Annotated in this window: 11 protein-coding genes; 1 reads left to right on the top strand and 10 read right to left on the bottom strand. The window is 45.1% G+C overall.

Going from position 1 to position 13,054, the window contains the following annotated elements; genetic code table 11:
* Positions 1-22: 22 nt before the first annotated feature.
* From ACN0V2_RS10820 to ACN0V2_RS10865, 10 genes are all read right to left on the bottom strand, one after another.
* Positions 23-703, bottom strand: a complete 681-nt coding sequence (locus ACN0V2_RS10820) for a site-2 protease family protein (protein ID WP_417550827.1) — start codon at positions 701-703, stop codon at positions 23-25.
* Positions 696-1,970 (bottom strand): serine--tRNA ligase, encoded by a 1,275-nt coding sequence (gene serS / locus ACN0V2_RS10825; protein WP_417550828.1) that lies wholly within the window; start codon positions 1,968-1,970, stop codon positions 696-698. The genes ACN0V2_RS10820 and serS overlap by 8 nt, the downstream gene beginning before the upstream one ends.
* Before the next feature lies 1 nt (position 1,971).
* Positions 1,972-2,262, bottom strand: a complete 291-nt coding sequence (locus tag ACN0V2_RS10830; protein WP_417550829.1) for a DUF190 domain-containing protein — start codon at positions 2,260-2,262, stop codon at positions 1,972-1,974.
* Positions 2,259-2,633 carry a fluoride efflux transporter CrcB gene (crcB, locus tag ACN0V2_RS10835; protein WP_417550830.1) on the bottom strand — a complete coding sequence of 125 codons (375 nt, stop codon included), beginning with the start codon at positions 2,631-2,633 and terminating at the stop codon, positions 2,259-2,261. The genes ACN0V2_RS10830 and crcB overlap by 4 nt, the downstream gene beginning before the upstream one ends.
* Before the next feature lie 132 nt (positions 2,634-2,765).
* Positions 2,766-3,836 carry a class II fructose-bisphosphate aldolase gene (gene fba, locus ACN0V2_RS10840; RefSeq protein WP_417550831.1) on the bottom strand — a complete coding sequence of 357 codons (1,071 nt, stop codon included), beginning with the start codon at positions 3,834-3,836 and terminating at the stop codon, positions 2,766-2,768.
* A 24-nt stretch (positions 3,837-3,860) separates the two neighbouring features.
* Positions 3,861-5,327 (bottom strand): pyruvate kinase, encoded by a 1,467-nt coding sequence (gene pyk / locus ACN0V2_RS10845; RefSeq protein ID WP_417550832.1) that lies wholly within the window; start codon positions 5,325-5,327, stop codon positions 3,861-3,863.
* Between the two features lie 16 nt (positions 5,328-5,343).
* Positions 5,344-6,528 carry a phosphoglycerate kinase gene (locus tag ACN0V2_RS10850; RefSeq protein ID WP_417550833.1) on the bottom strand — a complete coding sequence of 395 codons (1,185 nt, stop codon included), beginning with the start codon at positions 6,526-6,528 and terminating at the stop codon, positions 5,344-5,346.
* A gap of 123 nt (positions 6,529-6,651) precedes the next feature.
* Positions 6,652-7,650 (bottom strand): type I glyceraldehyde-3-phosphate dehydrogenase, encoded by a 999-nt coding sequence (gene gap, locus ACN0V2_RS10855; RefSeq protein ID WP_417550834.1) that lies wholly within the window; start codon positions 7,648-7,650, stop codon positions 6,652-6,654.
* A gap of 156 nt (positions 7,651-7,806) precedes the next feature.
* Positions 7,807-9,795, bottom strand: coding sequence for a transketolase (gene tkt / locus ACN0V2_RS10860; RefSeq protein WP_417550835.1), 1,989 nt, complete (start codon positions 9,793-9,795; stop codon positions 7,807-7,809).
* 26 nt (positions 9,796-9,821) lie between these two features.
* The gene (locus ACN0V2_RS10865; protein WP_417550836.1) at positions 9,822-10,379 is read right to left on the bottom strand and encodes a thioredoxin family protein; all 558 of its coding nucleotides are present in this window, start codon (positions 10,377-10,379) and stop codon (positions 9,822-9,824) included.
* Between the two features lie 333 nt (positions 10,380-10,712).
* Between ACN0V2_RS10865 and mrcB the strand changes: the two genes are divergently transcribed.
* Positions 10,713-13,049, top strand: a complete 2,337-nt coding sequence (gene mrcB, locus ACN0V2_RS10870) for a penicillin-binding protein 1B (RefSeq protein WP_417550837.1) — start codon at positions 10,713-10,715, stop codon at positions 13,047-13,049.
* The last annotated feature ends 5 nt before the right edge of the window (positions 13,050-13,054 follow it).

Genomic DNA, 13,054 nt, shown 5'->3' on the forward strand with positions numbered 1-13,054 from the left:
TGAGCTTGCTCAATTCAGTGTTTTACAAAATAAAAAATACTTGCATGGGCATATCAAAAATGAATGCCAGCAATCCCATGTACGCCTGCATCAAAGGCCATAAAATCATCATAACGATGCCAAAATAGAGTAATGCCAGCAAGATAAAAAAGCCGTAAGGCTCTATTTTTTCAACTCGCCAAGCTAAATGTGGCGGCAAAATACTGACCAGCACCCTGCCACCATCAAGTGGTGGTAATGGCAGGAGATTTAATAACATCAACATGCCGTTGACCAATACACCGGCCACGCCCATATAAATCATCGGTCCAGAAATAAGCACATCATTCACTGCCAACAATAGACCAATCTTGGCTACCATTGCCCAGAAAAAGCCCATCACTAAATTGGCAGCTGGACCTGCCAAAGCAACCCAGGCCATATCTTTTTTTGGATTGCGCAGATTCTGGAAAGTAACCGGGACCGGTTTAGCCCAGCCAAACATAAATCCGGTAAACATTAGCAATAAGCCTGGCACAAGAATCGTGCCCAAAGGATCGATATGTTTGATTGGATTTAATGTCAGACGGCCCATCATCTGAGCAGTTTTATCGCCCAGTTTTAATGCGGCCCAACCGTGAGCAACTTCATGCACGGTAATGGCAAACAATACTGGTAGCGTCCAGATAATGATCTTCTGGATCAGACTAAACTCATCACCCATGAATTTTATCCACACCGCCCATATAGGCACGAAGTGGCTCAGGAATAATCACGCTGCCATCAGCTTGTTGATGGTTTTCCAGAATAGCCAATAAGGTTCTACCAACTGCTAGTCCAGAACCGTTTAATGTATGAACCAGCTCCGGCTTGCCGGTTTCAGGATTACGCCATCGTGCCTGCATACGACGCGCCTGGAAATCACCGAAGTTGCTACATGAAGATATTTCACGATAGGTATTCTGGCTAGGTAACCACACTTCCAAATCATAGGTTTTGCTTGATGCAAATCCCATATCGCCGGTGCAAAGCAGCATCTTACGATAAGGTAAATCCAGCATTTGCAGGATTTTTTCAGCTTGCTGGGTCAGTTGCTCATGTGCTTCAACCGATGCTTCCGGCGCAACGATTTGAACCAGTTCGACTTTTTCAAATTGATGCTGACGAATCAAACCACGGACATCCCGTCCATGTGACCCGGCTTCGCTACGAAAACATGGTGTATGTGCGACAAACTTTAAGGGCAACTGTGCAGCATCGACAATACTGTCACGTACAATATTAGTGACCGGAACTTCAGCGGTTGGGATCAAATACAGCTGCCCATCATCAACAGCAAACAAATCTTCTGCAAATTTCGGCAGCTGTCCGGTTCCACGTAACGAATCGGCGTTGACCAAATAGGGCACATAGGTCTCGGTATAACCATGATCGGTGATATGCGTATCCAACATCAGCTGAATCAATGCCCGCTGCAATCGTGCCAACTGACCGGTTAAGGTCACAAAGCGCGCACCTGTGATTTTTGCAGCCGTTTCAAAATCCATTTGCTGCAAACCAGCGCCCAAATCCACATGATCTTTTGGTTCAAAATCGAACTGGCGTGGTGCGCCCCAACGTGAGACTTCGACATTGTCGTGTTCATCTTTACCGGCTGGCACATCGTCCTGCGGAATATTTGGAATACCCATGGCAACATCATTAAGTTGCTCCAACACTTTAGCCAGTCTTACTTCAGCAGCTTTATGTTGATCGCCTAAATCATCAATTTCAGCCAGCAGTGGCGCTATATCTTCACCTGACGCTTTGGCTTTACCAATCATTTTGGAACGAGCATTGCGCTCGGTTTGTAATGTTTGTGCATCCAGCTGCGCCTGACGACGTTCTGCTTCTAATGTTTCCAGCAAACCAACATCAAGTTGGAAGCCACGCCGAGCCAAACCTTTGGCAACTTCCTGAGGTTCGGTACGTAATAATTTGAGGTCTAACATGTTAAATTCCGCTTTGCACTGGCCAGCTGACAATATGATCAGCTTCCACCATAGTTTTTATTGTATTGATGATATCGTTTATTTGTTCTGGTTTATCAAAAAACTCGATAACCATTGGAAGATCTGATGAAAGATCTAATAACGATGCTTTGTGAACTAAGCCATCTGAACCTAAGCCAGCAATCCCTCGAAACACCGTAAAGCGAGTCTTATTCAGCTCTAGCCATTTGATCACTTGCCGAACCTCATGACGTCCATCAGATAAATAAACTCTTACCAATGTCAGATTCATAGTTGTCTTCCAAGACCGATGCCTAACCATGTGGCGGCTAAGCATAATACAACGCTTAAAAACACATTTAATCCCGCTTTAAGAAAGGCGCCATTTTCCATCAAGGTAAAGGTTTCCAGGGAAAATGTTGAAAACGTGGTAAACGCGCCAAGTACTCCGACTAATAACCCTGCACGCCATTCAGCAGCCACAGCCAGTTTTTCAATCAACAGGATAAACAACACGCCGATAAGCAAAGAGCCCAAAACGTTAACCGCTAACGTGCCATAGGGAAAATCACGACCGAATAGTTTATAAACGCCGTTAGACATAGCAAAACGCAATAAGGCGCCAACAGCGCCACCAACAGCGATAGCAAAAAGTTGTAACACGGGATAAGCCCTGTGATTAGCAAGTGAGTTATTTTACCTGAATCATGGCAAAGACTGGCAGCGAATGTTATGAGACATGTTTATTGCATAGCACGTTGTTGGCTATGTAAGACCGCTCCTAATAAATCAACGTTAATTTAACCTAGGAGTGAGCTCTCCACTGCGATAGCGCTCGACCATATCTTGTAGTGAAATAGGTTTGATTTTACTAGCATGTCCAGCGCTGCCAAATGCCTCATAACGTGACTGACAAATTGCCTGCATCGCTTTGGTGGCCTCTTTGTAGAACTTACGCGGGTCAAATACTGCCGCATTTTTTTCATCCGTTAAAAATTGACGTATAGAACCGGTTGATGCCATGCGTAAATCTGTATCAATGTTTACCTTACGCACACCATATTTAATGCCTTCGACAATTTCTTCGACTGGCACACCATAGGTTTGACCAATATTTCCGCCATGGGTATTAATGATTTCCAGCCAGTCTTGCGGCACAGAGCTTGAACCATGCATCACAAAATGGGTAGTAGGTAGCCGTTGTTGCAAGGTTTTCAAATGGCTAATCGCAAGCACATCGCCGGTGGGTGGCTGGGTAAATTTATAGGCACCATGACTTGTACCAATGGCAACGGCTAGGGCATCTACTTGTGTGAGTTTGACAAACTCAACTGCTTCATCAGGATCAGTTAGCAATTGACTATGATCTAATTTACCTTCCGCACCATGGCCGTCTTCTTCGCCCATCATGCCGGTTTCCAACGAGCCTAGACAACCCAGCTCACCTTCGACTGAAACACCACAGGCATGCGCCATTTCACTGACTTTCCGAGTAACGTTCACGTTGTAGTCAAAATCAGAGGGGGTTTTCATATCTTCACGTAATGAACCATCCATCATGACTGAGCTGAAGCCGGATTGAATTGAACGGGCGCAGATAGCCGGATTAGCACCGTGATCTTGATGCATAACTAAAGGTATATGCGGATAAGCTTCTATTGCCGCCAAAATTAAATGTCTCAAAAACGGTTCACCGGCATAATCCCGAGCACCAGCACTTCCTTGCATAATAACTGGGCTATCAACGGCATCAGCGGCCTGCATGATGGCATGCACCTGTTCCATATTACTGACATTAAATGCAGGTATGGCAAATTGGTGCTCTGCTGCATAATCTAGTAATTGTCGCATTGAAACTAATGCCATTTGCTGTTCTCCGATTGTAGCGGTTTATTCAGTTTGATTTGCTTGAGCTCTTGGTTCTACCAATTCTCCCACGCGAACAATTTTTATGGCATTGGTGCTGCCCTGTACTTCTAGATCGCCTTTGGTGATGATCACTATATCACCCTCATGAACGACCCCGCGACGTTGCAATTCTTCAATGGCTTCTTTATTTAATGCAGCATGATCGGCATGTTCAAAGACAAAACTTACAGGGTACACACCACGATACAGAGTCACTCTTCGCCGCGTAGAAACATGCGGTGTTAATGCAAAAATCGGAATACCCGAGCTGACTCGTGACATCCATAAGGTTGATGAACCGGATTCTGTTAACGCGGCAATAGCTTTAACATCTAAATGGTTCGCGGTATACATAGCCGCCATCGCAATGGCTTCATCAATTCGTTCAAATTTTGAATCAATCCGATGGCGGGAAACGCGTATTTCACGTTGCTGTTCGGCCTGCAGACAAATGCGGTCCATCGCTTCGATGACTTTGATCGGAAATTGCCCCACAGCTGTTTCGCCAGACAACATAACGGCATCGGTACCATCTAATACCGCATTGGCAACATCAAATACTTCTGCTCGAGTGGGAATGGGGCTGACGATCATCGACTCCATCATTTGGGTCGCGGTAATCGTCAACTTGTTCATGCGCCTGGCTTTGGCAATTAATTGTTTTTGAATGGGTGGTAATGCGGCATCGCCCATTTCGACACCTAAATCGCCTCGGGCAACCATAATCCCTTCCGACGCCTCAATAATGGCATCAATATCATCCAACGCTTCGGCGCGTTCAATTTTGGCAATAATACCGCCATAACCTCCAGCTTCACGCAGCAGCCGACGCGCCAAATGAATATCATCAGCACAGCGAGGGAAAGAGATGGCTAGGTAGTCTGCCTGCATATCGGCAGCAGTTTGAATATCTGCCATATCTTTAGGCGTCAGGGCTGATGCTGATAGCCCTCCCCCCTGCCGATTGATACCTTTGTTATCCGTCAGCATCCCGCCAACCGTCACACGGCAATGGATCTGCTGATCAATAACCGAATCAACCCACAAGACAATCCGGCCATCATCTAATAACAGGGTGTCACCGCGTTTTACATCATGCGGGAGGGCTTTATAGTCGATTCCGACCTGATTATTATCCCCCTCGTCATCCGCTAAACCGGCATTGAGAGTAAACACCTCATTCTCAACTAGTTTCACACCCGCATTTTTAAAACGTGCAATGCGAATTTTAGGGCCTTGCAAATCGACTAACACGCCGACTTGGCGGCCAAAGGCTCTGGCCCTATTGCGAACCCTTTCAGCCATTTCAATGTGTGATTGAGCAGATCCATGGGAAAAATTGAGTCGCACCACATCCATACCTGCCGATATCATCGCATCAAGAACGGCGGGATCTTTTGTCGCTGGACCTAAGGTGGCAACAATTTTCGTTCTTCGACGCGCAGGCATATTAATTACTCATTGATTACTCACGGGCACGTTGCTCAAGGATTTCCACAGCAGGTAATTTATTGCCTTCAAGGAATTCTAGGAAGGCACCACCACCAGTTGAAATATAAGAAACGTCATCACAAACTTTGTATTTCGACACTGCGGCTAATGTGTCTCCACCACCAGCGATAGAAAAAGCCTTGGATTCAGCGATCGCCATCGCTATTTCTTTGGTACCTTCGCTGAACTGACTAAATTCAAACACACCCAGCGGACCATTCCATACTACCGTACCAGCGTTTTTAATAATTTCAACCAGTTCTGCAGCGGATTTAGGACCGATATCAAAAATCATATCCTCATCAGTCACCTGATCAACAGGTTTTAATTCTGCTTCGGCATTTTCAGCAAAAAATTTGCCGCAAACTACGTCTTTCGGCACCGGAATACTGCCGCCGCGACTAATAGCATCTGCAGATAATCTTTTACAGGTATCAATTAAATCAGGCTCATAAAGCGACTTACCGACATTATGACCAGCCGCGGCAATAAAGGTGTTGGCAATACCACCACCTACAATCAATTGATCCACTTTTTTCGACAAGGTTTCTAACACGGTAAGCTTGGTGGAAACTTTGGAACCACCTACTATAGCGACCATCGGTCTGGCAGGATTATCCAGTGCTTTTGATAGCGCTTCCAATTCAGCTGACAGCAAAGGACCTGCGCAGGCAATACCGGCATATTTAGCAATACCATGGGTAGAAGCATGTGCACGATGCGCCGTGCCAAAGGCATCCATTACAAATACATCACACATTTTGGCCATACGTTTTGCCAGCGCATCATCATTAGCTTTTTCGCCGATATTGAAACGCACGTTTTCACAGAGCACGACTTCGCCCGCTTCAACCGGAATAAATTCGGGTTCAAGCCAGTTTTGTTCCAGACGAACCGGAATTTCCAGTAAGGCTGAAAGAAAATTAGCAACCGGTGCCAATGAGTACTTATGCTCATACTCACCTTCAGTCGGCCGACCCAGATGCGACATGATCATCACTTTTGCACCTTTTTCTATTGCCAGTTTGATGGTCGGCAATGAGGCAAGGATGCGAGTTCCATCTGCCACCACGCCAGACTTGAGCGGTACATTCAAATCCTGGCGTATTAGCACGCGTTTTCCTGCCAAATCCAAATCGGCCATTTTGATTACTGACATAAAGTGTTGCCCTCTAATAGGTAATTTTTGTGAACTAGTTCTGATTATAGCCTTCGCGTTACATAAAAAAAGGCCTCCTTTAAAGGAAGCCTTGAATTAGTGGTCGAAAAGACGCTTGTTGTTTTATCCAGCTACATGTTCAACCAAACGCATCATATTGCAGGTATAGCCATATTCGTTGTCATACCATGCGACTACTTTGACAAATGTGCTATCTAGCGCAATACCAGCGCCTGCATCAAAGTTTGATGGAGCGGTATGACCACGGAAATCAGTTGATACTACATTTTCGTCGGTATAACCCAATACGCCTTTCAGCTCACCTTCAGCAGCCGTTTTCATTGCCGCGCAAATTGCTTCATAGCTGGCGTCACTGTTTAACTCAACGGTTAAATCGACCACTGATACATCTGATGTAGGTACGCGGAAAGCCATACCAGTCAATTTACCATTTAATTCAGGTAGCACCTTACCAACAGCTTTAGCAGCGCCAGTAGAGGAAGGAATGATATTTTCGAGAATACCGCGACCGCCGCGCCAATCTTTCATTGACGGGCCATCAACAGTTTTCTGGGTAGCAGTTGCAGCATGTACCGTAGTCATCAGACCACGCTTGATACCAAAACTGTCATGTAACACTTTGGCCACTGGAGCCAATGCATTAGTAGTACAGGAAGCAGCTGAAACAATGGCTTCGCCCGCATAAGACTCATGGTTCACACCATAGACAAACATTGGTGTGTGATCTTTGGAAGGCGCTGACTGCACAACTTTCTTAGCGCCAGCATCAATGTGCGCCTGACAAGATTCTTCGGTCAGGAAAAAGCCGGTACATTCAATGATTAGTTCCGCACCGACTTCATCCCATTTCAAATCAGCAGGATTACGTTCAGCAGTGACACGAATGGTCTTGCCGTTAACAACCAGATGACCATCCTTTACATCAACATCACCATCAAATCGGCCATGCACAGAATCATATTTGAGCATATATGCCAGATATTCCGGATCCAGCAAATCATTGATTGCCACAATTTCTATCTGAGGAAAATCTTTTGCTGCCGCTCGAAATGCCATACGGCCGATACGACCAAAACCATTAATACCCACTTTGATAGTCATCTTATTTCCTCTGAATCGGTTTTATTTTTATGTCTCATAACTGGAATCTTAATAAAAACCACAGTTATCAGACAGATTAGGGGCTTTTTATAAAAATGGCCAGTAGATGTGAATCTACTGGCCATTTCCTTTTACTTCGCTAAAAACAGCTCTTTATTACAGAACTGATTTAACCGTTTTAACAACGTTTTCGACAGTAAAGCCGAAGTGTTTCATCAAAACACCGCCTGGTGCAGATTCACCGAAGGTATCGATACCAACAGTGCCGCCTTCCAGACCAACGTATTTACGCCAGAAGTCAGTTACACCGGCTTCAACAGAAACACGTTTTACACCTGGTGTCAGAACGCTGTCTTTGTAAGCTTGATCTTGACGATCAAAGACGTTGGTTGAAGGCATAGAAACAACGCGAGCGTTGATACCTTCTTCAGCCAATGCTTCCTGAGCTTTAGCAGCTAGATCCACTTCTGAACCCGTTGCAATCAGAATCACATCAGCTTTGCCGCCTTTTGCTTCAGACAGAACGTATGCACCTTTACGGATTGCATCAAAATCAGCAGCCTCGTGCTTACGACCTGGAATGCCTTGACGGCTCAGTACCAAGCTGGTCGGGCCATCCATACGCTCAACAGCACATGTCCACGCAACCGCAACTTCAACTGAATCCGCAGGACGCCATACATCCATATTAGGAATGTAACGCAGACCAGCAGTGTTTTCGATTGGCTGGTGAGTAGGACCATCTTCACCTTGACCGATAGAGTCATGGGTCAGAACAGCGATAGTACGCAGCTTCATCAACGCAGCCATACGCAGAGCTGATTTCGCATAGTCTGAGAACATGTGGAAAGTACCGCCGAATGGCAGCAAACCACCGTGCAATGCCATACCATTCATGATTGCGAACATACCGAATTCACGAACGCCGTAAGAGATGTAATTACCAGTCTCTTTACCGGAAACATGTTTGAAGCTTGCAGTGCTGGTCAGATTAGAACCAGTCAAGTCAGCAGAACCACCCAAGAACTCAGGCAGAACAGGTGCCAAAGCGGTAATCGCTTTTTGCGATGCTTGACGTGAAGCCAGGCTTTCTGCTTTTTCATTGGTTTCAGCAATAAATGCATCGGTTGCTTGTTTCCAGTTTGCTGGTAATTCACCCGCCATGCGGCGTTTGAATTCTGCAGCTAATTCTGGATATTCTTTTTCATAGGCTGCAAATTTTTCATTCCATGCTGCTTCTGCAGCATCGCCTTTATCTTTTGCATTCCAACCAGCATAAACATCTTCTGGAATAACAAATGGCTCGTATTCCCAACCCAGTTGTTTACGAGTCAGTGCAACTTCTTCTTCACCTAATGCGGCACCATGGCAATCATGGCTTGAACACTTGTTTGGTGAACCGTAACCGATAATGGTTTTACAGCAAATCAATGAAGGCTTGTCAGTAACTTTCTTCGCTTCTGCAATGGCTTTGTTGATTGCATCAGCATCGTGACCGTCAACAGATTGAACGTGCCAGCCGTAAGCTTCAAAACGCTTGACGGTATCATCGGTGTACCAGCCATCAATGTGACCGTCGATAGAGATATTGTTGTCATCCCAGAATGCGATCAGGTTGCCCAGACCCCAAGTACCAGCCAAAGCACATGCTTCATGAGAAACACCTTCCATCAAACAACCATCGCCCATAAATACATAGGTATGGTGGTTAACGATGTCATGGCCTGGTTTGTTGAATTGGTCAGCCATTAATTTTTCAGCCATCGCAAAACCAACACCGTTGGTAATACCTTGACCTAAAGGACCTGTAGTGGTTTCTATGCCTGGCGCATAACCGTATTCAGGGTGACCCGCGCATTGTGAATGTAACTGACGGAATGTGCTGATGGATTCCATCGGCAAATCATAGCCACTCAAATGCAACAATGAGTAAATCAGCATAGAGCCGTGGCCGTTAGACAAAATGAAACGATCACGATCAGCCCATTTCGGGTTGTTCGGGTTGTGTTTCATGTGGTCGTTCCACAATACTTCAGCAATATCCGCCATACCCATAGGGGCACCCGGATGGCCGGAATTCGCTTTTTGCACTGCATCCATACTTAACGCACGGATTGCATTTGCTAAATGTCTACGTGTAGCCATTATCTACGTTCTCCTATTAAAAAAAATTAAGCTGTTCGCCATTTAATGGAACAGCCCATACTTGGTATCTGTTGTTCTGGACCGTGACCTGTTTCAGCAACGAGTTTCATCGCTTCAAATAAATCACGGCGTACGTCCGCTGGAGCGGCTTCTTTGCGGCTGGCATCAAGGCGACCACGGTATTGCAACGTCAGATCTTTGCTGTAACCAAAAAAATCCGGTGTGCATACCGCGCCATAGGCTTGCGCAACCTCTTGGCTTTCGTCATACAGATATGGGAAAGAAAACCCATTTTGTTCAGCAACCATTTTCATGCTGTCAAAAGAGTCTTCAGGGTAATCAGCGACATCATTGGCGGAGATTGCCACAGAATTGATGCCCAACTGTTTGAGTTCATTGGTATCACGGACTAGTCTATCCAACACCGCTTTAACATAAGGACAGTGATTACAGATAAACATAACTAACAGACCATTTTCACCACGACAATCATCTAAAGTCCAAATCTTGCCGTCAGTACCGGGCAATGAAAAGTCGATGGCTGGCTTGCCAAATTCACATATTGGTGTTTCTGTACTAACCATAGGCTTCCGTTAGATTTTTTAAGACTTTCGGCGCATATCAAACCGAAAATGACCGTTATGGAAATAAATTGCGACTCGGGATCGTACCAGAAAAAATTTAACAACGCTAAATTAGGAATTTCAGCAGAAACCTCAACTTAGTAGCAGATGGCGTCATTGTCGAATCAGTTTACAATATGTTGTCTGTAAAGTTTGACCTCAGACGATGCAACCATTAAAAGAAAAGTAGAAGAACAAGAAGAGATTAACGCAAAACCTGATGAAACTACATTAATCTTTTGCTGACAGATGCAGTCCGACCTTTATATCAATTTAATACTTTAAGATCCCATTGTGACTAAACATAATTCGTCAAAAACCAAAAAATCAAAATCTGTCTTTCGCCGCTTAATAAGCGCAAAAGTTATCCTCTTTTTGTTGTTGCTGGTATCCATCGCCGGAGCGGTAACCATTGCCATTCTGGATGTCCGAGTCCGCAGTGAGTTTGAAGGCAAACGCTGGGCCCTACCGGCCAAAGTGTATGCCAGACCACTTGAACTCTACAGTGGTGCATCACTTTCGATTAAAGATTTAAAAGTAGAATTAAAAGCCTTGGGTTATCAGTTTGTCGATAAGGTTAATGTACCGGGACAGGTCGCTTTTTCTTCATCCAGAGCAACACTGTCGACTCGTGGCTTTCATTTCCCGGATGAACATGAACCTGCTAGACAGCTTACCTTAGAGTTTAACGGAGATACTTTAAACCAGATCCGCTCAGCTGATCAGCAGTCGCTGACGTTAATTCGTCTTGAGCCTGCTTTAATCGGCGGTATTTATCCATTAAATAATGAAGATCGGGATTTAATTCAACTTAAAGATGCACCACAAGCATTTATTGATGCATTGATAGCGATTGAAGATCAGGATTATTACGATCATTTTGGCATTTCCCCTAGAGGTATTGCCCGCGCGACGGTAGCAAATATTCGGGCCGGAGCCTTTGTCCAGGGTGGCAGCACCTTAACCCAGCAATTAATTAAGAACTTTTATCTGACAGCCGATCGTACTTTGCTACGCAAAATGCTGGAACTGCCAATGGCGATGCTCCTCGAATTTCACTACAGCAAAGAAGAGATTCTCGAAGCTTATTTAAATGAAGTGTATCTTGGCCAATCCGGAAATCGTGCTATTCACGGTTTTGGACTTGGTGCCGCACATTATTTTGCCCAGCCGATTCAGGAGCTCAAATTACATCAGTTAGCCTTATTGGCTGGACTGGTGAAAGGACCATCCTATTATGACCCTCGTCGTAACCCTGAACGCGCCAAAACCCGCCGAAATATTGTCTTAAGTGTTTTGCATCAGCAAGGCTCGATTACTGATGAAGAATACATGCTGGCTTCCACCGCCGATTTGGATGTGGTGCCTGCTGGCAGTTCGATGAAAGAAGCTTATCCGGCTTATATCGATCTAGTAAAAAGACAATTACGCCGTGAATATAAAGATGAAGATCTTGGATCAGAAGGGTTACAAATATTTACCAGTCTGGATCCCATCAGTCAGCATAAAGCAGAAGTTTCGTTAGTCAGCACCATTGAAGAGTTAGGCAAATCGTATGGTGAAAGTCTGGCAAAACTCCAAGGCAGTATGGTCGTTACCGACCCACAAACTGGTGAAGTGCTGGCGTTGATTGGCGATCGTAATACCCGTTATCAAGGTTTTAACCGTGCCTTGGATGCAACGCGACCAATTGGCTCATTAGTTAAACCCGCTATTTATCTGACGGCATTGGAACAGGGATATACCTTAACCAGCGAATTGGATGACTCCCCTTTCAGCTTGACCTTACCCAACCAGCAGACCTGGGAACCTAAAAACTTTGACGGTAAACCACATGGACTGGTGCCATTGCATGCCGCTTTGACGAATTCCTATAATTTATCAACCGTACAGTTGGGAATGACGTTAGGAATCGATAAAGTCATTGATACTTTACAAAGGCTCGGTGTTGAACGCCCCATGGATGCGTATCCATCATTATTATTAGGTGCACAGAGTTTATCGACACTTGAAGTGGCTGCTATGTATCAGACCATTGCCTCTTCTGGCTTTCAAATTCCGCCACGTACAATTCGTACCGTTACGGATAGTGCAGGCGAGCCCCTTTCCAGCTATCCATTTCAGCTACAGCAAAGCATTGAAGAAAAGCCTATGTATTTGCTGCAATACAATTTACAGCAAGTTACCCGTAGCGGGACGGCTCGCAGTATTTATCAGCAAGTACCCATCAATATTAATACCGCTGGTAAAACGGGTACCTCAGATCAACAACGTGACAGCTGGTTTGCTGGGTTTACCGGCAATCGTCTGGCTGTCGTATGGTTAGGCTTAGACGATAACAGTTCGATGCCAATTACAGGTTCAAGTGGTGCGTTACGGGCCTGGACAAAGTACATAGCGCAAGAACCACTACAATCTTTTGAACCTAACATACCGGAAGGTATCGAGATGTTATGGATAGATCCGCTAAGTGGCAAACTTGCTGATGGATTGTGCGAAAATGCCACGCAAATACCCTTTATCACAGGCACACAACCGACCGAAACTGCTGACTGTGCCATGCCAGAAGAAACATTTATTGAAAATCCAATCAAACGGTCCATCGATTGGGTTAAAGATATCTTCAGATAGGTTCT

It is taken from the genome of Methylophaga sp. (assembly GCF_048266885.1).
Taxonomy (GTDB): domain Bacteria; phylum Pseudomonadota; class Gammaproteobacteria; order Nitrosococcales; family Methylophagaceae; genus Methylophaga.